Here is a 21,922-nt window from a genome sequence, read left to right as displayed (position 1 = left end):
GTTTTACGGCACAATCCCGAATTCCTTAAGTAACCCCGCAAGCGTCGTCAAAAACACATCATTATTCATAGGGCAGCCGGGAATTTTATGGTCGACGGAAATAATCTCGTCGAGCCTTGCCGCTTTTTGGCGGTAGTTGAACTTTGTGAGAATGGGAGAAATTTCCGCAGTAAGCTGGGGGTTGAAAAAATTGCGCTGTGCGGCAGGCAGTCCCATCACCGCGCAACTGCCAATGGCAACCACTTTTTTTGATTTTTCCCGAATTTCCTGCACACGCCGAGCCTGCTCGTCAGATGAGATAGCGCCCTCAATGAAGGCCACGTCGAGTTCGTCGAGGATATTTTTTGACTGCAATACCCTGGCATGGCGAATATCGAGAAGCGGCAGCCACTCCTCAAAGTGGTCGTTGAGCAGTTCCGTGAACATAATGGTGCTATCCTCGCAGCAGCTGAAACTAAACCACCCGATGCGTAATTTTTTATGTTCTACTTCCATACACGCATCGTAGCACACAAAGCGTTTTTGGGGATAGCGTGGGTGTTGATACAAAATTTCTAAGAAACATCTTCCGATGAGAAGCTCGCCAAGATTTTGGCGGATTTTAATATAAACAAAAAAAACCTCGCGTTGAGCGAGGTTGCGGCGTTATCCGCTATTCTACAAGCCGGACGATGCCCTTTCTTAAAAATCCATAGCCGCCGGCCAGTATCTTCTGGCCAATAACGTACGACATATCGTCGTTATTCTTCCTGAGGCTTCTAAAGAGCTCTGCAATGCGAAGTCTTGCGTCCCGGCAGAACATATCCGCAAGTTCCGTGGGCTCTTTGCCGTGCGCTGCTTCAAGGCTTTTGGCGTAGGAGCAAGATACTGCCATTGCGTAGGACTCGACAAGTATCCAGAAAAAGCGATCGAGCGTGAGTTGTTTTTTCGGAAGTTTATCACGATATTTTCCCGAGAAGATCAAACCCCATCTCGCGCTTTTTCTTGCGCAACTTTCCACGAACCGCATGTGTTCCTCGAGCCGCGCAGGAAGGTTGAGTGCGGGAACGGGAATAGGCTCAAATAGGCCGAGGTAATCCGGAACAAAACCGATCGCAGTCAAAAACTTTTTGAAAGTCCGGCCTTTTTCGAGAAAGATGCGCCCTCGGTCGATCATACGGTCCCACCCTTCGCGCATGAACCATTGGCTCAAAATCTGTGTTGAGCCTTCAAATATCCTGTTGGGTCTTGCGTCCCGCCACATGCGCTCCACCGGCGCAGTTTTTTCTCGGCATGAGAGCGAAGCGTACGTTTCGTACCCTCTGCCGCCGAAAATTTGCATCATGTTGTCCACGATCGTCCAGGCCCGCTCCGATGTAAACACTTTGCATGCGGCAGCGGCAAGTCGGGCGTCTTTGCCTTTGTCGGTGAGCAGCGCGGCGTATTCGGTCATAGCTTCCATGGCAAGGATTTGGGATGCGGCAAACTCGAGCATTTTGGATATCGATTCGTGTTCTCCAATGGAACGACCCCACTGTTGGCGTTTTCCGGCATACCACCTAGAGCAATCCAGCGCCTGCTTGGCAAGCGCCACGCAGTTTGCGGCGATGGCGATTCTGCCGGTGTTTAATGCTTCAAGGGCAATGCGGAATCCCTTGCCCTCTTCGCCGATGCGCTGGGAAGCGTCCACAAAAACGTCCGTAAATACGGGGTTGGAGTTGGAAATACCGCGCATGCCGCTAAATTCGTTTCTTGTTCCGACGGAAACGCCCCGGGCGTTCGTTGGCACAATGAAAATGCCGTAACATTCTGAATTTTGAACTTCTTCGGGGCGATCCACGATACGCGCCACCACTGCCAAGTAGTCTGCAAGAGGGCGGCCATCATCAAGGACGGCATTCGTCGTATACCACTTTTCTCCGCAGATGCGGTATCCGAGGAGCTTGCCGCTTTCATTTCTTATGCGCAAGGCATGAGTTTGCATGCTCGCGGGGTCCGAGCCAACCAGTTCCTCGGTGAACGAAAATCCCGATGTCCACTTTGCAAGACTCGGCAGGTACTTCGCCTTTTGTTCCGATGTGCCGTATTTCAGTATTGCGAACTTGGCGCCGATGGTATTGTCTGCCGAGACAAGGATCATGATGGCGCTTGAGTAGCTTGCCAAAATTTCCATGAAGTGAATGTAACTCGTCTGCGACAGCCCCTTGCCCCCAAGACTTTCCGGAACTTTAAGGGCGAAAAACCCTCTTTGAGACATTTCCTGTATTTGAGGAAAGGGGATTTCCCTATTTTGATCGATGTTCTCCGAGTTGGTTTTACGCAGAAATTCAAGCAGGTCCGCGATGGCAAGTTCTTCCTTTTTTCGGTCTTCCCCCGAACGGTCCGGCCACGGGAAGATCTTCTGCCACTCGACGATTCCGTGGCACAGCTCTGCCAGAAATCCTTCATGCCGCCTTTTTTCTCGATGTTTTTCGGCGATCTTCACGCCCTGTCCCAATGCGTCAAGCGCCGACGATTCTTGTGCGCACATTTTTAATCTCCTTTATATGTTTTAATTGACAACGAACTTAAAAAAGTACTCTATCAAAAATCTTGATAAATGACAAGCCGGTAGCTATGGTTTCTTTAGCGCGCGGGTTGACACGTTTTAATCCTCGCATATACTGCAAGAAGCAAAAAATGGAGGGCGCATGGAACAACAGTTGATGATAGATCCTTGCAAATCGGATACCATCATTATCATCTACCCGGGTTACCGGGGAGATGCGGATGGGTACAACGGCAAGTACAAAAAGATCGCGCAATTTCTGATAGAAAAGGGAATCGGGGCGGTGATACGTTCAAGCAATTTTGCAGTTCCCGGCGTTGACTACGCACAATCTTTGAAAGAGCGGCTTCGGGAAGTTATTGCTTATGCCCTGAAACATGCGCAGGAAATCTCTTTTTCAGAACCCCCGCGTCTATTCCTTGTGGGTCTTTCCGCAGGAGCGGGCGCCGTTGCGGCCCTTGCGTCGGAGTTCCCGAGCGTTGAGAAGATACTGCTTATCGCGCCAGCCGCAGATGTGGGCAAAGATGCAATGCAACACGGACTTTCCGGGTACTCCGGGGAACTCTATATCACGGTCGGAGCAGACGACGCGGTGGCTGGAACCGAATTTCCCAACACCGTATATGACTGGGCGTCGAATACAAAAAACCGGGAGCTTATTATTGTGCAGGACTGCGACCACCAGTTCCGCGGAGAGGAAAACGGAAAGATTTTGAGTAAAGCATTTTTGTGGGCGTTTGCGGGAGACGACACCTATCCAAATCCCGATGATGGTATCAAGCTTTATGAATGATGGATCGGAAAGGGCTTACGCAAAGTTGCGCGATAGCCATTCTCGAGAACCCGCTCCGTGCACGGAGCGTTTTTTTATTTACCCCCACACCTATGGTCTGCTACCGGCGCTCCGCGCCGCAAGAAGAAATTCGTTGGAGAAAAACTGGTCGTCCTCAAAAAGCCATTTCGTTATAAACGCATGTCGTTTTTATTGCAGACCATAGGTGTGGGGGTTTGCGTGTACATATGTTTGTGATAGACTTGCTCTGATGTTGAAGCTTTAAAATACCAAATGCAGAGTTTAAAGAGTTTAATATGTAATTTTATTACTTATTTATGGACATACAAACTGAAAAATTTTCAAGACCCAAGGCGTCGCCCAAAGATGTGTTTATACATCTTCTGATGATTGGCACGCTGTATGCGAGCGCCGTAAGCTTCATCGCGCTTTTGTGGCAATACGTGAACAGGTTCTTTGCCGATGCGCTGGAGGCGCCATACGGAGATTACGGCACAGTCAATGCTATACGCTGGTCGCTCTCGTCGGTCGTCATTCTCTTCCCCGTGTTTTTGTGGGCGATGCGGTTTCTGGAGCGCGATATGCTGGCAAATCCGGAAAAGCGCACGATTGCCATTCGGAAATGGCTTTTGCACCTCACGCTCTTTGTTGCCGGCATCACCATCATCGTTGATCTTATTACCCTGCTCTATAATTATTTGGGCGGGGAGTTGTCGGCGAGATTTTTTCTGAAGATCCTTGTCATTCTTTTTGTTGCGGCGGCTATTTTTACCTATTATATTTGGGAACTTCGGCGCGATACTTCTTTACTGTCAGAAAAGATGCGGTATCTTGCCTGGATGATTGTTGGGGTTGTTGCCGTAGCAAGTGTAGGAGGGTTTTTCATCGCAGGCTCTCCGCAACGCGAGCGCATGAGACGGTTTGATGAGCGCAGAGTAGGGGATCTACAGTCCGTGCAATATCAGATCATTGATTATTGGCAGAGAAAAGAGAAGCTTCCGGAGACGCTTTCAGATCTCAAGAATGATATTTCTGGATTTGTAGCACCCCAAGATCCGGAGACGCAAGTGTCTTATGGGTACCGGCGGACGGGGGATTTGTCGTTCGAGCTTTGCGGAGTTTTCTCGCTTGATGTAATAAGCATTTCTGATTCCCGATATCCCAAAGTCATGTCCGTACCAGCGTATGGGCCTTACGGAGAGACTGGGATGCAGAACTGGGAACACGGGAAAGGAGAGAAGTGTTTTTCGCGCACCATTGACCCGAAACTCTACCCCCCCTATCCGAAAACGGAAAAAATACCGCCACCCATGCGCTGATCCCGTGTATGAAGAAAAATCCCCCGCTCCGTGCACGGAGCGGGGTTTTTGTATTTGGTTTGTATCAGGAATTTTGTGCGTCTCGCGATTCAACCTTTTTCTTGAGTTCATAATATCTGTCGGTGAAATAAGGTGAAAGCATCGATTCACGCAGGTCAAATCCGAACGCCCGCTTGCTTACCACCACTACCGGGGGCGCCTGAACTCGCTTGAAGTAGGACCCAAAAAACTGTCTCCACTGATTCTCCAGGTCCGTGACAAACGCTTGGGCTATCGGAAATAGGCGCCGCAGCGTTCCTTTTTCCAGTTTAAGTTCCGTTTCAAGCGAATCAAGGAGGAAGCACTCCAGAAACCACTCGGGATTCTTCCGGAATTCAGTGAATGCGCGGATCATCTCGTCGTGGTATCCGCGGCGCTCAAGGTTTCCGTAATCGAATGGGTCTTGCTGTGCGTCCGCAAGCTCCGCAGTCGGAATTTTCTCGAAACATTCGCGCGGTATCACCTCTCTGCCGTACACAGCCCGGTTCAAATACTCGGCAAGTTGATATTCTTCTCGTTTCACAAGGTCTCCTAAAATTGCAAGAGCCCCTGCGATGTCGGCGTAGAGCGTGCCATATCCCTGACCACCCTCCACCTTGTTCCAGTTGGCGGAGAATACACCGCCCATGTCCTGTGCCATGGCGGCAAGCACTTCCATGCGGGCGCGGGCCTGGACGTTTTGGTAGGAGAGCGTTCCGGGCTTTGCGCCGGTTGCCTCACATATTGCTTTTACGATGCCATGGATGGGTTTTACCACATAGTGAATCCCGAGATTTTCCGCTACTTGTTTGGCAAGATTCGTGCTGTCCGTCTGGGTAAAGGTAAAGGGCATGTGCACCCCGATGACGTTTTCCGGTCCAAGCACGTCTGTAAAAAGCGCTGCGGAGAGGCTTGAGTCGATGCCGCCGCTTAAGCCAATCAGTACCACTCTCCGTTCGGGCGGAAATGCTTGGAAGAATTCGTGTATCGCGCATCGGATTGCCAAATACATTTCTTTCGTATCATCCTGCGGAAGTTCTGCAAGAGCCGGCATGGACCCAGAAAGCACGACGTCACAAGTTCCCTTCCGATACGGCGGAATCTCAAAGACGATCCGGCCGTCCGGATTGTACAGGGTGGAACTTCCGTCAAAAACTATAAGATTTTTGCCGTTGTTCTGTAGGCCCGTATTATTCACATAGCAGAACCATGCGGGGTTTTTGTCCAGGAGCTTCTTTACGACCCGATGGCGTTTGCGGTTCTTTTGCCAGCCCCAGGGAGAGGCGGAGAGGTTGAAGATAAGTTCTGCGCCGTTTTCCATAAGATATTGCGTGGGGTTGAAAGCGTAGTCTTCGTGCCACATATCCTCGCAGAGTATTATGCCTGCACGAAGTGCGCCGATGCGCGTTTCAACTTCGAAAACCGGGAAAAGGCCATGGATATCGGGCGCGGATTTTTCTGTGCATCGAGCCCGATCCATCTGTTCCATGAGTTTTTTCCGAAGCGAGAAAAAGTACCGGTCGTCATCGAAGAAGCGGTAATTCGGCTGCAGAAATTTATGGGTACGGTGCAGCCATTGCCCATTTCGCGCGACCAGGGCGGCGTTCGACTTACGCAGTCTGCCGTCTTCCCCAACCTTTCCTTCCGTGATGTCCGTGCTTCCAAAGATCGCGGTGATGCGCTTTCCGAGAGTTGCTTGGCAGAAGCGATCGTTCTGGCGGGCAACGTCGCGCAAATATGCTTTGTCGTCGTAGAGATCTCCTTTGAGATATCCATCGACCATCTCGGGAAAGACGATAAAGTCCGCTTCTCTTTCTTCGGCCGCGCGCATTTCCTCGATCATGTAGTCGATGTTATGCCGCGGCTGGCCGGGCAGAACCGGCATTTGGCACATCGCGATTGTAAGTCCCGTAAGGTTTTTCATAAGTTTGCATCCTTTATTTCTTCTCTCCTGCTATTTATTCTGATTTCAACGACCTATAGGACTGTTGCCGAATAACCATTCAGCTGCAATTGAAAAATTTTTGCTGCAAATTCGGCATAGCTCGTTGCCGTATTTTAATCAAATACGCCGCCTCGCTCTTCCGAATTTTCGCTCAAAATTTTTCAATTTCGCTCTGAAAGCCTATTCGGCAACAGTCCTTTTCCTTCTTCAAGCTTCGCAAACGCTTGTGAGCGTGCGGAGCTTGAGAAAAGACCCCACGGCACCGTATATTCGATGCGCGTGGGGATATGATTATGGGTCAGCGAACTTCCGTTATTGGGGCTTCCCGCTCTCGCAGTTCGTGCAGGAAGTGGTATAGCCCGTCGCTGACCGATACCTTATAGGGTGTCGGATTAAGCTGTCGGACATGATCTTCCCGCAACATCCCAATCTGCTCTTTGGCGTACGTGCGGATGGCGTCCAGATCCGGCAAGTTGGGCATGGTGAGTACTCCGCCCCATACGAGCTCGTGTAGCGGTATAACCCGAGAAGGTGTTACATACATGCGCTTGATCTCGTTGAACGGATGCCGGCACAGAACGCGCGCGCCTGCTTCCGGGGGCTTTTCCCCGACACGGATAAGGAGGTCCGTAATAGGTGCTCCGCGCGTATCCAGAAGCCGGTAGGCTTCTTTTCTTCCGGGAATCGTCATTTTTTCCGGGTCTTGGGAAAGTTTGATGCACGGCTCGCCATTCATTTCGACGAGTTTGTAGACGCAGCCTAGGGCAGGCTGTTTCTGGCAAGTGACCAAATGCGTGCCAACCCCAAAGATATTGATCTGGTGGCCCTGTTCCTTCAGGGCATACAGAGTCTCTTCGGTGATGTCGTTCGACGCGGCGATGACAAGGTGTTCGGCAAAATTAACGGAAGCAAGTCCGGTAGCGGCCTCCCCGAACATTCGCCGCGATTCTTTCGACAAATACGCCAGATCTCCTGAATCAAGACGGATGCCGATGGGCTGATATCCCAAAACATACAACGCCCAGGCCACTGCAAGGAAATTCGGAACTCCGGAGCGCAGCGTGTCGTAGGTGTCGACTAAAGCCAGGAAACCCCTTGGAAAAGCCAGCGCGTAGGCGGTGAAGGCGGCAAGCTCCCCTTCGTTCGTTCCGGAAAGCCCGAATATCCCGCAGACGCGCCTATGGGATTCCCGAACGAGATCTACGAAGTTATACGGCTTGCCCGTTACTGCATCCGAAATGAAGCGGTTCTTGATGTTCTCGAACTTTTTTGAAGCAAAAGATGAAACGTAGGCATGGGCATGGGTTCCTTTGACCGGAAGACCGAATAAGGCGCCAGCCAGAACATTGCTTGTTCCGTCAAACCCCCCGATATAGCTTGCCCGGGAGGCTGATATGGCACCATCCGGTCCTTGTGCCCGGCGGAGACCGAACTCGAGTAGTGTTTTGTCCGGGTCCGCAGCAATCCGGAAACGAGCCGCATTTGTTGCCTCAAGACTCGGGTAGTTGGTGAGATTCAACAAGGTCGTTTCCAGAAGCTGGGTTATACCAAGCGGACCTTCAACTCGCATGAGTGGCACGCGCGGGAAGGCAAGCGAACCTTCGCGCAGCGCATAGAGCCTGACTCGAGAGCAATCAACCGTCTTTAGCCATTCGAAGAACTTCTGATCGCAGTCTTTTAGCGCCGGCATTGAACGTAAGTAGGCGATATGCTCATCCGTGAACCGATAACTTCCCAAAAACTTTACAGACTCTTCCAGACCGGAGAAAAGCGCGAATTCTCCGTCAAACGGACAGTTGCGGAAGAAAAGATCAAAAACTGCCTCATCGTCCTGCATGCCGTTCTTCCAATAGGCATACGCCATCGTGACCTGGTATAGGTCGGTCAACAAAGGATTTACCAAATTGTTTGTCGGATTCATGGAAACCTCCTTTTTTCTGCTCTAAAACCTATCTTCCATGCGGCTTACGGCACGCAGGTCTTCGGTAAGTTCTTGACTCCGCTTTTTTGCGCGTTCTTTCAGGAACCACTGTACGAGCGCGAAGGTCTTCAAATCCTGTAAGGGTGTCGTTTCCAGTGTCGAGACCGGCACGAACTTACGCGTGATGCGTTCCCCCTCGCATGCTAACCCGAATTTTTTCTTCGCACGGTCCAACTGACCGGGCCGCAACTCGATAAAAGCAAGCGCTAAGAGCTCCGATGTCCAGCCGGGTGAGACCGCGACCATTTCTTCCTTGTTGAGCATTACGATCTGGTTTTCGGATATGGAAGCACCGAGTTCTTCGGATGCTTCGCGCGCGATGTCTGCCCGGATATCCAGGCCCTCCAAATGCCCCGCGGATACTTCGGTGGTAAGACCGTTGCGGTTTTTCCGGCTTCTCATTGCTTCGCGTATCTGCGAGACAAGCACTACCGCGTCTTGTGCAGGATCGTATACCAAAAATGCAGCGGCATTTTTCTTTTGCACGATCTCGCGCGTGAACCACCTGTGGCCTATTTTGACTTTTTTCACAAAAACCTTGAGCAGTTTCCCCTTGAACACCCGCCGTATTTTAGGCGATTTTCTTTTTTTTCGTTTCATGAATCGCTCCTGTTTCCCATTACTGAGATGGTATATAAAGGTACTTTCTATCCCCGTAAAGGAGATAGAGAACTGTGTCCATGCGTATCAAAATATTCACGCATGGATACAATTCTCTATATCCTAATTTGTATCGGAAAAAATTTCCGGAAGGGGATTACCTATTATAACCCCCTCCGGATGATGTAAAGAACTATGTCGTCAGAGCCGCTTTGCAGAGCGCTTCACCGAGCCCGAATGCTTCCTGAAATTTAGGATTAAAGCGTATCCAGTCTTGGGGGATAGCTTCTGCTCCGCAGTTTGCGCCTATCAAGGCGCCCACGATGGACGCGTTGGAATCCGTATCCCCGCCCGCGTTTATCGCCTCAAGCACCCCGCTTTTGAAGTTCGTGGGATTCAGCAGAAACGTCCCGATAGCAAAGGGCCCTGATTCAAGCGCGAAGCATGCCGTACCTATTTCTTTCCGGAGCGCTTCCCTATCATACACAAGTGCATCTCCGTCCACAGAGAGCCTTCCCAGTCGCCACGAGAGCGGATCATCCGAAAATTGGGAAACGCCGTACATAAGACCATCCTCGATATGTGTGATCTCCTGGGCAAGGTCGCCAAGCAAACCATCCACATGCCAGTCGTATTTTGATGGGGACACGCCGGGGGACGGGACTGGGTCATGTAATACCGTCGCAATGATACGTGCAACCGCATATGCGGCAAGCGAGGCTCTCGGGTCCGGATGCGTCATGCGCCCTAATTGCATCACCTGCATAAAAAGCGGTTCCCGTTTGAATCCGTCGGAGAAAGGTCCGTGCGTAACGGCATGAAAGAGCGCAAGTCCCGATACTTTCATAATGACGCCATTGCCGCTTCCCTTCCCCGGCTTCATGTCCGGCGCGGGTGTTAAGGGATCGCGGCCTTCTTTGAGGCTTTGCAGTCCCGATCTTGTTGCGCGACCCATTCCGAATATCGGTCCTTCAAATGCGGCTAGATGCTCTCTTGCAGAGTCCCCAAGATCGAACCCCTTGCATCGGATGAGCGAGCGCACAACAACATCGGTAAAAATCGTATCATCCGATATTTCGCCAAGCGCCAAGTCCCTCATCTCCTCGAAACGGCGGTTTTTGGAGTTTTGGAATCCGGTTACGCCCTTGCCGCCGGTCTCTTCCATGATCTGGTCTCGGGCGTACATCTCCCACGGGACGCCCATGGCGTCCCCGATTCTGACACCGAGAAGACATCCTTGGATTCTTGAAAGCAGAGTTGGTTTGTTCATGCGGCTCCTTTCTGTTGGGCAAGCTCCCACTCACTTCGCAACAATGACATGTGCACCATGTCGTGCCACTCTTCGTTACCATTCTTGTCCGTCAGCAGGTAGTGGCTACGCAGTACCCCGTCTTTCCGGAAACCGAGTGCCGTATAACGCTTTTGTGCCCGCTTATTCTCGACAAAAACGTTGAGATGCAGTTTACGAAACCTCGTATCTCCAGAATAATTGAGTGAGACATTGAACACGAATCGAACGAAAGATCGAAGAGCCTCGCTCGCATATCCATTGCCCCAGTTTTCCTTGGAGAAGAGGGAGATACCCAGCCGCGCGTTGCGGTTTACCATGTCCATGTCGTGCATACCTATGGAACCGATAAGCCTTTCGTCTTCTTTGCGGAATATGATGTAGAGCAAGTCCGATGGGCTCTCCATTATTTTTTCCAAATACTTTCGTTCTCGCTTGAGCGTTAGCGATTTCCTGAAGAATGAAAAGTTCTGCAGGTCGGACGCATGAATAGCGTTTACGATGTCTTTCGCATCATCTGGAACCGCCGGACGCAGAAGCAAGCGCTCCGATTCGATATTCACCGTTCCTGATCTTCTGCTCATGTCTGTTACCTCCCTCGCCGCTCTCAAAACGGCTTATTCGACAACTGTAGACTTTGTAGTAAAGGTACTGCTGTCTCGTTTATCCCGTTAGAACATCTCCATAAATGGTTGACGGGAGTGTTATATTCCGATCAACTGATTGTGAAGTACCCGTTCTAGCGGGGTCTCCAAGACAGAGATTTTGAGCGATGCGTGCTCGCTCAAGGTCTCTGGTTTGGAAAAAGATCCGGATAGGAGTTGTCTTAAAACAACTCCTATCCGCGTTGCGCCTCCTATTTCCTGCGCCGCTCTCTGAATGCCTCGTTGGGCAGAAAGAGAATGATCGCTTTCTCGGCGGATGGTTCGATATCGAGCGACGTGACTCCGTCGACTTCTTCATTGTCCGCAATGCCCACCACGGGATACTGGAAATCCATATGGATGCGCTGTTCCCTGATGACATGCCGGAGCGAGGAACTCATAAGCACGATGCCCGTCAGCGCCCAATTGTTATGACCTTCGCTGCTCTCGAGGGGCAAAATCGCCCCACCTGCGGCGTTCGTGTAGGCGGTACTGCCCTGGGGAGATGCGACGATGATGCCGTCTCCCTCCGCCTCGAACACCCCGTCAAATTCCGTCCGAATGGTCATTCTGGCCACGCCGCTATACTTTCTCGATTTCACGTACACGTCGTTGAACGCCAGACGTTTCATATCCCCGGCCTGCGTATGAAATGTTACGGCGATCAAGGACAGTGCGATGGGGACGCAATCGGAAAGTTTTCGCGGAATGTTGTTTGGATTCCTGATCTCATTGAGTAGGTAGTTTTTCGTTCCACGTCCGATGCCAAAGAACGGTTTTCCGAATTTTTGCAATTCGTGGATAGCGTCAAGCAGCGTTCCATCCCCGCCCGCAATCACCAGGACGTCGGCGTCTTTTGGGTCTTGAGCGAGCACGTCATTCTTCCAGAATTCTATCCACCCCTTCACATCGTCTGCTCTGCGATCAAGCGGATTTTTCGGAAAGTAAAAATGGTATTTCATAGCCTCTCCTTCCAGCCGTAAAGACCATGCCTTTTGATGTATGCGGCAACGCCAGGCGCCACCAGTTCCTCAAACGGCTTGCCGAATGCGATGCGTTGCCTGATCTGCGAGCTTGAACCAGAATGTTCCGGTTCGAATATGCGATGGCGCGGAGGCAGATCATCCGAATCGAATGGATAGTTCTGTCGTACGATAATCGCGAAATTACATACTTCCCAAAGAGCTTTTCCATTCACCCACTCTCTTTGTATGACCGATTCTCCATGTCTTCCGCCGCAAATAAGATCGGTGCCCGCAACATGCCACACTGCGCCTTCTCTGTGGAATCTTTCATCAAGGTCCCAGGTGGGGGTGAATATATGTCTCTCCAGGTCCGACAGATCAATACGGACGGGGAGTTCCTCAAAGGCGAGGCGCACCATTACGGCACGGTCCTCATTGCTTACCTCGTCCAAAGAGGGCTTGTCGCGTCGAGCAGAACCGCAGGGAAAGATGATTACCTCGTCGAAGTAGGGAATAAGGGTACGGACGATCTCAACGTGGTGCTTTCCAGGAGGATGCAAACTTCCGCCAAACAATACAATATTTTTTGGCATATGTCTCCTAAGATATGTTAAAAAGGTACGCTGTCTCGCTTGATTTGAGACAGAGAATCAAAGCCGATGCCTTCCATCAGTTACAATTCTCTATTTCAAAAAAAGTCCGGAGAGGAGTGTGATACGTTGTTCACCCTCCTCTCCCCTTGATTCCAAAGAACATCAGAATATGAGGTCGTTTGCCAAGATAGCCCCACGCGAGGCCATGAAGTAGAGCCCCATGTAGTGTGTGAGCTCCCGCGGATGCGCCGCAAATTCCGGAAGTCCGACTGCGATAGCCGTCTTAATCGGTAAGTCGTATGTCGCACATGCCGGAACAAGTACAACAATGTTCTTGAGCGTCGGCATGAGTCCGTAATCGCGGCAAGGAAAACGGTGATTGCGTGCCGAGAGCATGGTGACCACGAAGTCAAGAACGCAGATGTCCGTGCAGATGCCGGTAATCACGAGCGTCTCAATGTGCTCTCGGTTTACGAAATCCGCTACCACATTGCTTCCATCCTCCCGAATGCCCCCAACGAATCCATTGATGCAATCCTTCTGCAGGTGATTGGAGCTATAGCTGTAAAGCCATTGCAGTCCCGGGACAAGGATTTCCTCACCCGTTCCGCGTTCACAATGCGGCGGATAGGGTGGCTCGGGAACGCCGGGCTCATGCGTATCTTCAAAGGCAAGGATCGGAAGATCTCTTTTTCCGAATCCTTCCCTTGCCACCGCAACGGTTTTCGACACCATTACATCGATAGACGCGTCTGCAATCTGCGGCGCAAGGTTTCCCGCGCCGACCGTACAGAAGCCATTCACCTCGTCGATGATGACAAGGCCCGCACATTTACCCGCCAAGTCGTACTGCGGGACGATATTAAGCGGGACAGCTTCTTTAAGCCGTTCCATGATGTACGAATCCATACAGTCTCCATTTCTCAAAAAATTTAAGGTACTGGCCAAAATTCCACAATAAAGCGACTAAAAAATATAGCAAGTTCTCCTTTAAAAGTCAAATTCAAACACCTTCTTAATATAGGTATTAAATTACAAAGAACTATACTACAGAATCTCAAGAATCTTCGGTTTTCGGGAGATAAAACGATATAACATTGCCGGGCGGTATGCGCCACGTACGGCGTATGCTCCTACGCTCTTCACAAGCCCTATTATCAAAATTTTTTTTCTGAAATTCCGCTTATCAAGTTTTTTTCCCAAGATGGCTTCATACACCCGCTGAAGTTCGGTAAGAGTGAATTTTTTTGGAAGGAGAGACCAAGCGATATTCGTATATTCTAACTTCCACACCAAGCGTTTTTTTGCGTATGCAACGATTTGATCGTGGTCATAGGCAAGTCTCGGAAGGCGCGAGAAATCCCACCAGCGCACATCGGCATATTTTGGAATGGTGCGGAGCGTTACGTCTCGGGAGGGGATGAGCGCAAGATATGCCGTGGAGGTGACGCGGCCGAAAGGGTCGCGGCGGGGCTTACCGAACGTATAGAGCTGTTCAAGGTATACGTTGGATAATGTCGTTTCTTCTTTTAAAATACGCAACGCCGCATCGTCCAGATTCTCGCTGTTGCGGATAAGCCCGCCCGGGAGCGCCCACATGTCCTCGAAGGGCTTCTTTCTCATCTGAATAAGCAGAACGAGAAGCTTATTGCCCTGGACGGTGAAAATACAATTGTCCACAGCGACGCATATGCGCTGCGTTGCATGAAGCGCATGCGCGGTATTATGAAAATTGGCTTTCTTATGGGGCATTTGAGTAGTGGGAATCTACTTAGTGTATTATATACACATACTATTCTTGCCAAGAAATTTCGTCAAGAGCCAAAAAAAGAGCAGGCTGTCCACCCGCTCAAGCCGCCTGGAGTTTTCCGGAATTCACAGATCCCGAGTTAGAGCTTTACAATTAACGGTCCGTAAGCTTTTCCTGCTTCTCTTTATCGAGAATTTACCCCGTTCTCTCCCTCAGAGCGTTTTATATATAATTTCTTTAGGGAGACGAGTCCTTGCAAATATGCCGCGAACGTCCACGAGCGTTCCCCGGCCATTCCGGAAGAGTTTTATTATTTTTGCTCCGGATAGCCCCATGAATTCCCGATGGGCGACAGTTACAATTACGCCATCATACAGAGCCTTGACGGGAATTTTTTTCAGAAACGTGCCGTCAAATTGTTCGTGTGCGAGTGCGGCGGGGGTTACATGCGGGTCGTATGTATCAACAAGGTATCCTCGGCGCTTGAGCGATCGTATCAAATACTTTGCGGGGGAGTTGCGCGTATCCGGCACATTTTCCTTGAACGTCAAACCCAACACCAGAATTTTTGTTTTTTGCTTAGCCCGCTTTTGATGGGTGTTGTTATTTGCTTGTCGCAGGCCTTCTTCCAAAAAGGTCGCGACGTATTCCGGCATCGCATCATTTATTTGGCGCCCGGCAAGTATCACCTTAGGATTGTAGCCGACGCGGTGCGCGAGCGCGGTAAGGTAGTAGGGATCTACGGGGATACAGTGTCCTCCAACGAGTCCCGGTGCATATCTGCCAAAATTCCACTTGGTAAAAGCCGCATCCAGCACGTCGCGCATGGGAATGCCAAGTCGCCGAAATAGCATGGCAAGTTCGTTCATAAGGGCGATATTTAAATCACGTTGGGTGTTTTCAATGACTTTTGCGGCTTCGGCGGCGCGGATGGATGCGGCTTCAAAAACACCGGCTTTGCAGATCTCGCGATAGAGTTGCGCTACTCTTTTTCGCACGGAAGCGTTCATGCCCGCCACCACTTTTATAATATTCTCAAGTGTATGTTCTGTGTCTCCGGGATTGATGCGTTCGGGAGAATAGGCGATGAAAAAGCCTTTCCCGCACCGCATGCCGGATTTTTTTTCAAGGATCGGCACGCAGTATTCTTCCGTAAGTCCGGGCCACACGGTGGATTCATAAATCACCACTGCCCCGCGGCGCATGTTCTTGCCCGCGATTTCCGACGCAGAATGCACCGGGCGCAGATCCGGTTCTTTGCTCTCATGTACGGGCGTTGGCACCGCGATAATGACAAAGCTTGCCTTCTTCAGCTGTGAGGCGTCGGCGGTGTAGGCAAGCGTTTTTTGCTTCAGTTTCCGCGCATCAACCTCTTTGGTGCGATCTTTTCCGTCCTTCAATTCCTCGACCCGCTTCTTATCAATGTCAAAGCCGATGACTTCAAACCCAGCATTGGCAAACGCTACGGCAAGCGGCAAGCCTACGTAGCCAAGGCCCACAACCGATACGACCGGCTTGATTGTAGATTTATTTCTCATAATGACGCAACCCTATTTTATTCCACAATTCGAAAATAGCATAGGCCGCAAATAGAATAAGATATGGATCCATGACGGGAAAGCGGTACCGGTGATAGGGGACCGTGAGAACGTGCATGGCGGTGAACGCAAAAAAGAGCAGTAGGAAGAGCAACGGCATCGTCCATCCGAATTTTCGCGCGTAGCGGTAGAGACCCCAGATGCCGAGCACAAAAAACGAGGTCGTCATTGCCGCATGGAGCATGCGAACAAAAGCCGAGGATGAATTTACGAAGGGACTGAACCAGTAGAGAAGTTTTTGCCATGCAATCTTGGCGATGAGCAGAGGATGGTCTCGAATTTCAGTGAAAAATATCTTATATCCGATGCGAGCAAATGCTTCTTCGTCAAGATCCTTATAGGGCGCGAGAATATCACGGTCGGAGATGCCCAGTGGCTCGAGTATGGTTTTATCCCATGCTTCGGCAAGACCCCCTCCGCTTTTGTTAGAAAAGGTAAGCGCATGGAATTGCACGTAGTTGCGCGCAACCCACATGCCGGTGAGTGCTACAAAAAGGAGCAAGCCCGGAAGGAGCTTTGCTATTCGGGAATTGTCCGCCACCCACCACGCCCAGCCTATGAGCAGTGGCGCAAAATATAACGCCGTAGGGCGGGTAAGCGCAGCCAGGGCCAAGATTCCCATCGCCAGCGTAAGATCGCTTGTTTTCTGAGATCTGTAAAATCGTACCGCGAACCAGAACATCGCCAGGATAAGAGCGGTAAATATCGTCTCGGTGAGTATGACCAGATTATACACGGCAAATCTCGGATGAAGGGCGAGCGCGAGCGTACCCAGATGCGCTCCCCATATGTTTTGCAGGACTGCGCGCGCAAAGAACCAAAAAAGCGCAAGCGCGGTGATCGCTATGCCGATCTGCACAATGCGTACCGCGGATAGATTTTGATTTCCAAATAGTTTATATACGCCGGCCAGAAAGAATACGTATAACGGCGGACGGATCGAAGTAGCCTGTCCGTGCAGTGTAAAACCTTGTCCATCCGCAAGGTTTACGGCAATGGCACTATATTCTGCAGCATCGCCACCCTCTCCCGAGTACCAAGGGGCAGCATAAAAATCAATCGGAGCAATACGAGAAAGTCCCAAAAGCCGCACGGTCAGCGCAAGAGCAAGTATGCCAATAAGAATTAATTGATGTCGCTTCATCCCGTTAGAAATAGGACGCGGACGCAGAATGTCTCGCATCACAAATTATTATTACTAAAGTTTTTTTGAATCCCGTTAGAGATAGGCCGCGGCCTCCCGCAGATACGACTATATGATGATACGTTGATAATTGTTTCATATTATGATATGTGCGCCTTTCAGAATTTGCGGTCGCGATCTCTAACGGGATGAACGAAATTCGTATGTAAGCTATACGCGTCCACGATTTCTAACGGGATCATAATTTCTTCCCAACGCAGATAACCGAAATGCCAAATGGTACGCTCAGGGCGCGCTCAATGCGCTTGAGCATGGGAACAAGAAATTCAAGAATTTTCACGGCCCCTTCTCCGGGTTCGTCTTTTTTAAGGATCGTATACGTCCATAGCCAGCCCAAGGCTCCCAGCGCATTAAAGTATTGCGCGTGTACCACCGAAAAACCGGCGCTTGCAAGCAATGCACGCGCAGATTTTTTTGTGTATCTTCGGTGATGTCCGACTGCGTGGTCGTAGGGGCTCATCAGCCATTCAAAAGCGGGCACAAGCATAACGAAATGTCCGCCGGGTTCCAGAATAGTAAAGATGTTTTTGACGGCTTCCGGGTCGTCTGCAATATGTTCTAAAACATTGAAAGCAATGACCGTGTCAAGCCGGTCCTTTGCAAGACGCTGTGTGGTGAGCGGGTCCATGATGTCTCCCGAATCTGCGCGAAAATTCTTATTTGCGGCAAATCGTTTTTGAATATGCTCAAGGTATGACGGCTCGATATCGATCCCATGCACGTAGGTGCGGTCGAGAAAATTTACCGTCACGTTTCCGTGGCCGCATCCAATGTCAAGAATGCGCCTGCCAACCCAGGGGGACACAATCTCGGCAAACCACCGGTAATATCGTACTGCGCCCGAAAGCTGTTCAAAGTTTTTGAGTTGAGGATTTTCCGTCATCTTTCCAGTATAGTGACTTTTTCAGATTATACCAACCCGGTTAGAAATGGCGTCCCGTTAGAAATTTACAATCACCCAGACCATATATAGTGAAAGTAGAAATAATCAGTAAGTTTAATGTCTATAGTCTCGTGAAGTTATATTTCTAACGGGACTATTTTTAACGGGGCAAACAGCGTATTCTTGCGAGCACGAGTGGCAATCGATGCAATTTTCGCCTATCAACCTTTGACACTATAAATTAATATGGTATGCTCAAAACTGGTTTGAGAGGGGATATCATCACATCGGAAAATTCATGAAAAATCAATCTTCGCATATCACCGTTATCGGCGCCGGGTATGTCGGGCTCATCACTGCCGTGGCTTTTGCCAAGTTCGGGCACCGCGTCACCTGCATTGATATTGATGGGAAAAAGATCGCGAAGCTTCGCCGAGGCGTCGTTCCCATACACGAACCCGGGGTTAAAGAATTGCTGAAAAAGGGCCTCGCCGAGAAGCATCTTTTTTTTACGACGCACTATGAAGATGCGTTTGCGGTGCATCATCCCCAATTCGTTTTTTTGTGCGTCGGAACTCCGCCAAGAAGAAATGGTTCCGCCGATCTCTCCTATCTTGAGGATGCCGCTCGTGCTATTGCCCGGCACATGACGCGGCCAACGGCCATCATTATCAAAAGCACGGTTCCGGTCGGAACCGGGCGGCAGATCCAGCGCGTCATGAGCCGTTTTACAAAGATGCCGTGCACGCTTGTTTCAAATCCCGAATTCTTGCGGGAAGGAAAGGCGCTCTACGATTTCATGTATCCTGATAAGATTGTGATAGGTTCCGACGACAAGAAAACGTTGGACGAGGTGAGCAGGCTCTATGCCGTTTTCAAAAAACCCATCTTTAAGACAACGCTGGAAACATCCGAACTTGCCAAATACGCCCAGAACGCGTTTCTCGCGACCGAGATATCGTTCGTCAATACACTTGCCGAACTTGCCGAACGCTGCAATGCCGATGTGCGCACTATTGTAGCATCGCTCAAGCTTGATAAGCGCATCGGTCCCAATGCGTATTTGGCTCCCGGTCCGGGTTACGGGGGTTCGTGTTTTCCCAAGGACGTTAAGGCACTCATTCACTTCGGAAAAAAGGCCGGCGTGCATGCTCCCGTGCTTCTGGAGTCCGTTGAACGGGTCAACAATAAACGTCCAGGCGCTATGATAAAGAAGGCAGAGTCTATGCTCGGATCTTGCAAGGGCAAGCGTGTGACGTTTTTGGGGATCGCATTCAAGGCAGGAACGGACGACGTGCGATTTTCTCCGGCCGTTGCTCTTGCACGGGCTTTCATATCTCGCGGCGCAAAACTTTCGATATACGATCCCATGGCGCTTGGCGGAGCACAGAAAGTTCTCGGTACCCAAGTCTCGTATGCCCGAAACGCATACGGCGCCTTAAAGTCAAGCGAGCTTCTGGTCCTCGCTACCGAATGGCCGGAGTTTGGTCGGCTTGAATTTGGGCACATCAAGCGCATTATGAAAACGCCGAATATTCTTGACGTCCGGAATTTTCTTCCTGCGGAAAAATTACAGAATCTCGGCTTCAACTATTTGGGGGTCGGCATTCCCTATCTGCGGGGGATGCACGCGTCATGGCTAAAAATACTTGCCAAAGATGCGCGCAAACTGAAAAAATTAAGCACGCATGAACTCCGACAGCTTAAAGAAGGACTTGAGGTTTTGGGCGAACAAAGCCAACTTATCCCGGAATTGCAGGAAGTATAAAGACAAAATCAAAAATCAAAAGTCAAAAATCAAAATTAAGGAGTGAAAGTTTTTCCTGCAAGAAAAACTTTCACGATATTCCAAAATTTTGCATTTTGAGTTTTGCATTTTGAATTTGCATCATGCGCTACCTCGTTACCGGCGGAGCCGGATTTATCGGATCAAATCTTGTGCGTCAACTTCTCGCGGACGGCCACGAGGTGGTTGTTTTGGATAATTACGCGGCGGGGAAAAAACCCGAGCGGTTTTGCGAGGGAGCGGAATATGTTGAAGGAGATATTCGTGACACAGAAATACTTGATAAGGTATGCGTCGGCATTGACGGCATTTTTCATCTTGCCGCCCTGCCGCGTATAACACTTTCGCTCGAGCATCCATGGGAGACGCATGATGTGAACGTGAATGGCACCAAACGCGTTCTTATGGCGGCCGCCAAGCATCATGTAAAACGCTTTATTTTCGCATCATCCTCGTCTACCTATGGCGGCTCGGACGGCACGCTCTATAAAGAAGACGGAGTGATAAAGACCCCTATTAGCCCCTATGCCCTACATAAATACGTTGGCGAACATTATTGCCGAATTTTCTCGGAACATTATGGCCTGGAGACCGTGAGCCTCATTTTTTTTAATGTATACGGACCATATCTTGATCTGGATGGAGCTTACGCACTGGTGATCGGAAAGTTCTTAAAGCAGATGAAAAATGGGCAGCCGCTCACCATTTGCGGAGATGGGAGATACTACAGAGACTATACTCACGTGTCCGATATTGTCCGTGCGAATGTACTCGCCATGCAGTCACAAAACATAGGGAAGGGTGAGAAGTTCAATATCGGATACGGCAAGCCGCGGACGGTTCTTGAGCTCGCCGGCCTGTTTGGAGGCCCATATGTATTTATCCCTGAACGTCCGGGAGATGTTCGTTTTTCTGGCGCGAACAACACGAAAGCAAAGGAAGTGCTCGGCTGGGAGCCGAAAGTTAGTCTGGAGGAGGGTATCGCGCAGTTGAAAAAAGATTGGGGAATTAAGTAAAATTTTTTTAGGCCAACTCAAGAAAGCTCCCGGCATATGCCGGGAGCTTTTCTAGGACACAGCGTATAAAACATTTTTCAGCGGTCAATACGAGGCGCGATAAATCCTATCGCAAAGACGAGAATGGCAGTAAAGATGCCCACAAGCCCTCCCAGTTCCCAGACGGCGTTCTGCCGGAGATACCCCGACAGAAGGAAAAGAATGGCAAGTCCTGCGGTACAGATGCCAAGCAGCAGAAAAAGTTTGACGGGATTATAGCGGGCGATAGTTTCGGTGAGAATTTGCATCGTCTGCAAGGCATCTCGAACATGCCTTACCTTGGATTTGCCGATGCGCGCATGATACGGAATGGGCATATACGCGACCAAATGCCCCCGGCTCATGAAGATAAGCGTAAGCGAGGTGGTGAAGGAAAAACCCAAACACGTTTCCATAAGATATTTTTTGGCAAGCGCGATGTTGAATACCCGAAGACCGGAGTTGATGTCGGGTATGCCTCTGCCTGCGGTGTATTCCGCAAGCCATCGGAACACCTTGCGAGAAAAACTTTTTACAAGGCTTCCCTCATAGAATTTTCCTTGCCGAGCTCCTACCACCATGGCAAATCCACGGTCATACTCTTTGAGAAGTTTTGGAAATTCTTCAACCGGATATGTTCCGTCCGCGTCGGTGATGGCAATAATGCCGTAGTGGGCTTCCAAAATCCCTCGGCGCAGGGACAGGCCATAGCCTCCATTGAGGGGGTTTGTGATAACTATAGCGCCTGCGTTTTTTGCCAGCGCTCCCGTTTCATCCGACGAACCGTCATCAACCACAATGACTTCGAACGGACGGTCTAAGCCGCGGAAAACAGCATAGACGCGCTTGAGCGTGTCGGTGATCGCGCCCTGTTCGTTATAGGCAGGAATGATGACGCTTACGCCTTCGTTAGACATATTGAGATAGTATGATGGAGTTAATGGATTGGTCAATTATTATCTCATCGTTCCTGGGCAACTCCCTATTTGTAAGA

General features: G+C 50.2%; 19 protein-coding genes. 4 read left to right on the top strand and 15 right to left on the bottom strand.

Features of this window, described 5'->3' with window-relative positions:
* Window positions 1-3: 3 nt before the first annotated feature.
* Window positions 4-495 carry a hypothetical protein gene (locus Q7S09_01820; GenBank protein MDO8557913.1) on the bottom strand — a complete coding sequence of 164 codons (492 nt, stop codon included), beginning with the start codon at window positions 493-495 and terminating at the stop codon, window positions 4-6.
* 157 nt (window positions 496-652) lie between these two features.
* On the bottom strand, window positions 653-2,509 hold the full coding sequence (locus Q7S09_01815) for an acyl-CoA dehydrogenase family protein (GenBank protein ID MDO8557912.1): 1,857 nt from the start codon (window positions 2,507-2,509) through the stop codon (window positions 653-655).
* Between the two features lie 160 nt (window positions 2,510-2,669).
* Between Q7S09_01815 and Q7S09_01810 the strand changes: the two genes are divergently transcribed.
* Together Q7S09_01810 and Q7S09_01805 are read left to right on the top strand one after the other, a co-directional pair.
* Window positions 2,670-3,320: a hypothetical protein gene (locus tag Q7S09_01810; protein MDO8557911.1), complete on the top strand. Its 651-nt coding sequence runs from the start codon at window positions 2,670-2,672 to the stop codon at window positions 3,318-3,320.
* Window positions 3,321-3,637: 317 nt separating this feature from the next.
* The gene (locus Q7S09_01805) at window positions 3,638-4,639 is read left to right on the top strand and encodes a DUF5671 domain-containing protein (GenBank protein ID MDO8557910.1); all 1,002 of its coding nucleotides are present in this window, start codon (window positions 3,638-3,640) and stop codon (window positions 4,637-4,639) included.
* 64 nt (window positions 4,640-4,703) lie between these two features.
* Here the strand turns inward: Q7S09_01805 and nadE are convergent, their stop codons facing one another.
* The 12 genes from nadE to Q7S09_01745 all read right to left on the bottom strand — a co-directional run bounded on the left by nadE (window position 4,704) and on the right by Q7S09_01745 (window position 18,108).
* A complete protein-coding gene (gene nadE / locus Q7S09_01800; protein ID MDO8557909.1) occupies window positions 4,704-6,581 on the bottom strand; it encodes an NAD(+) synthase in 1,878 nt (625 codons plus the stop codon).
* Window positions 6,582-6,900: 319 nt separating this feature from the next.
* Window positions 6,901-8,523: a nicotinate phosphoribosyltransferase gene (pncB, locus tag Q7S09_01795; protein MDO8557908.1), complete on the bottom strand. Its 1,623-nt coding sequence runs from the start codon at window positions 8,521-8,523 to the stop codon at window positions 6,901-6,903.
* 21 nt (window positions 8,524-8,544) lie between these two features.
* Window positions 8,545-9,183 (bottom strand): hypothetical protein, encoded by a 639-nt coding sequence (locus tag Q7S09_01790; protein MDO8557907.1) that lies wholly within the window; start codon window positions 9,181-9,183, stop codon window positions 8,545-8,547.
* A 193-nt stretch (window positions 9,184-9,376) separates the two neighbouring features.
* Window positions 9,377-10,453, bottom strand: a complete 1,077-nt coding sequence (locus Q7S09_01785) for an ADP-ribosylglycohydrolase family protein (protein ID MDO8557906.1) — start codon at window positions 10,451-10,453, stop codon at window positions 9,377-9,379.
* Window positions 10,450-11,055: a GNAT family protein gene (locus tag Q7S09_01780; protein MDO8557905.1), complete on the bottom strand. Its 606-nt coding sequence runs from the start codon at window positions 11,053-11,055 to the stop codon at window positions 10,450-10,452. Before Q7S09_01780 ends, Q7S09_01785 begins: the two co-directional genes overlap by 4 nt.
* A gap of 272 nt (window positions 11,056-11,327) precedes the next feature.
* Window positions 11,328-12,077: an NAD(+)/NADH kinase gene (locus Q7S09_01775; protein ID MDO8557904.1), complete on the bottom strand. Its 750-nt coding sequence runs from the start codon at window positions 12,075-12,077 to the stop codon at window positions 11,328-11,330.
* Window positions 12,074-12,673 (bottom strand): hypothetical protein, encoded by a 600-nt coding sequence (locus Q7S09_01770; protein MDO8557903.1) that lies wholly within the window; start codon window positions 12,671-12,673, stop codon window positions 12,074-12,076. Before Q7S09_01770 ends, Q7S09_01775 begins: the two co-directional genes overlap by 4 nt.
* Window positions 12,674-12,835: 162 nt before the next feature.
* Complete coding sequence (locus Q7S09_01765) at window positions 12,836-13,582, bottom strand: isochorismatase family protein (GenBank protein MDO8557902.1); 747 nt, start codon at window positions 13,580-13,582, stop codon at window positions 12,836-12,838.
* Window positions 13,583-13,720: 138 nt separating this feature from the next.
* A complete protein-coding gene (locus tag Q7S09_01760) occupies window positions 13,721-14,425 on the bottom strand; it encodes an NUDIX domain-containing protein (protein MDO8557901.1) in 705 nt (234 codons plus the stop codon).
* 210 nt (window positions 14,426-14,635) lie between these two features.
* Window positions 14,636-15,961, bottom strand: coding sequence for a nucleotide sugar dehydrogenase (locus Q7S09_01755; protein ID MDO8557900.1), 1,326 nt, complete (start codon window positions 15,959-15,961; stop codon window positions 14,636-14,638).
* A complete protein-coding gene (locus Q7S09_01750; GenBank protein MDO8557899.1) occupies window positions 15,951-17,165 on the bottom strand; it encodes a glycosyltransferase family 39 protein in 1,215 nt (404 codons plus the stop codon). Before Q7S09_01750 ends, Q7S09_01755 begins: the two co-directional genes overlap by 11 nt.
* Before the next feature lie 238 nt (window positions 17,166-17,403).
* Window positions 17,404-18,108, bottom strand: coding sequence for a class I SAM-dependent methyltransferase (locus Q7S09_01745; GenBank protein ID MDO8557898.1), 705 nt, complete (start codon window positions 18,106-18,108; stop codon window positions 17,404-17,406).
* Window positions 18,109-18,406: 298 nt separating this feature from the next.
* On the opposite strand from Q7S09_01745, the gene Q7S09_01740 reads away from it, so the two are divergent.
* Both Q7S09_01740 and Q7S09_01735 read left to right on the top strand, forming a co-directional pair.
* The gene (locus Q7S09_01740; GenBank protein ID MDO8557897.1) at window positions 18,407-19,876 is read left to right on the top strand and encodes a UDP-glucose/GDP-mannose dehydrogenase family protein; all 1,470 of its coding nucleotides are present in this window, start codon (window positions 18,407-18,409) and stop codon (window positions 19,874-19,876) included.
* Window positions 19,877-19,998: 122 nt separating this feature from the next.
* Window positions 19,999-20,910, top strand: coding sequence for an NAD-dependent epimerase/dehydratase family protein (locus tag Q7S09_01735; GenBank protein MDO8557896.1), 912 nt, complete (start codon window positions 19,999-20,001; stop codon window positions 20,908-20,910).
* A gap of 77 nt (window positions 20,911-20,987) precedes the next feature.
* Here the strand turns inward: Q7S09_01735 and Q7S09_01730 are convergent, their stop codons facing one another.
* Complete coding sequence (locus Q7S09_01730; protein ID MDO8557895.1) at window positions 20,988-21,845, bottom strand: glycosyltransferase family 2 protein; 858 nt, start codon at window positions 21,843-21,845, stop codon at window positions 20,988-20,990.
* Window positions 21,846-21,922 lie beyond the last annotated feature (77 nt).

It is taken from the genome of bacterium (genome assembly GCA_030649025.1).
Lineage (GTDB): Bacteria > Patescibacteriota > Minisyncoccia > JAUYLV01 > JAUYLV01 > JAUSGO01.
This window is presented reverse-complemented; position numbering and strand designations above follow the sequence as displayed.

What these genes read in the sequence shown, in the direction of transcription:
- Q7S09_01820 (MDO8557913.1), bottom strand. Translation starts at nt 495, where the DNA reads ATGGAAGTAGAACATAAAAAATTACGCATCGGGTGGTTTAGTTTCAGC.
- Q7S09_01815 (MDO8557912.1), bottom strand. Translation starts at nt 2,509, where the DNA reads ATGTGCGCACAAGAATCGTCGGCGCTTGACGCATTGGGACAGGGCGTG.
- Q7S09_01810 (MDO8557911.1), top strand. Translation starts at nt 2,670, where the DNA reads ATGGAACAACAGTTGATGATAGATCCTTGCAAATCGGATACCATCATT.
- Q7S09_01805 (MDO8557910.1), top strand. Translation starts at nt 3,638, where the DNA reads ATGGACATACAAACTGAAAAATTTTCAAGACCCAAGGCGTCGCCCAAA.
- nadE (MDO8557909.1), bottom strand. Translation starts at nt 6,581, where the DNA reads ATGAAAAACCTTACGGGACTTACAATCGCGATGTGCCAAATGCCGGTT.
- pncB (MDO8557908.1), bottom strand. Translation starts at nt 8,523, where the DNA reads ATGAATCCGACAAACAATTTGGTAAATCCTTTGTTGACCGACCTATAC.
- Q7S09_01790 (MDO8557907.1), bottom strand. Translation starts at nt 9,183, where the DNA reads ATGAAACGAAAAAAAAGAAAATCGCCTAAAATACGGCGGGTGTTCAAG.
- Q7S09_01785 (MDO8557906.1), bottom strand. Translation starts at nt 10,453, where the DNA reads ATGAACAAACCAACTCTGCTTTCAAGAATCCAAGGATGTCTTCTCGGT.
- Q7S09_01780 (MDO8557905.1), bottom strand. Translation starts at nt 11,055, where the DNA reads ATGAGCAGAAGATCAGGAACGGTGAATATCGAATCGGAGCGCTTGCTT.
- Q7S09_01775 (MDO8557904.1), bottom strand. Translation starts at nt 12,077, where the DNA reads ATGAAATACCATTTTTACTTTCCGAAAAATCCGCTTGATCGCAGAGCA.
- Q7S09_01770 (MDO8557903.1), bottom strand. Translation starts at nt 12,673, where the DNA reads ATGCCAAAAAATATTGTATTGTTTGGCGGAAGTTTGCATCCTCCTGGA.
- Q7S09_01765 (MDO8557902.1), bottom strand. Translation starts at nt 13,582, where the DNA reads ATGGATTCGTACATCATGGAACGGCTTAAAGAAGCTGTCCCGCTTAAT.
- Q7S09_01760 (MDO8557901.1), bottom strand. Translation starts at nt 14,425, where the DNA reads ATGCCCCATAAGAAAGCCAATTTTCATAATACCGCGCATGCGCTTCAT.
- Q7S09_01755 (MDO8557900.1), bottom strand. Translation starts at nt 15,961, where the DNA reads ATGAGAAATAAATCTACAATCAAGCCGGTCGTATCGGTTGTGGGCCTT.
- Q7S09_01750 (MDO8557899.1), bottom strand. Translation starts at nt 17,165, where the DNA reads ATGAAGCGACATCAATTAATTCTTATTGGCATACTTGCTCTTGCGCTG.
- Q7S09_01745 (MDO8557898.1), bottom strand. Translation starts at nt 18,108, where the DNA reads ATGACGGAAAATCCTCAACTCAAAAACTTTGAACAGCTTTCGGGCGCA.
- Q7S09_01740 (MDO8557897.1), top strand. Translation starts at nt 18,407, where the DNA reads ATGAAAAATCAATCTTCGCATATCACCGTTATCGGCGCCGGGTATGTC.
- Q7S09_01735 (MDO8557896.1), top strand. Translation starts at nt 19,999, where the DNA reads ATGCGCTACCTCGTTACCGGCGGAGCCGGATTTATCGGATCAAATCTT.
- Q7S09_01730 (MDO8557895.1), bottom strand. Translation starts at nt 21,845, where the DNA reads ATGTCTAACGAAGGCGTAAGCGTCATCATTCCTGCCTATAACGAACAG.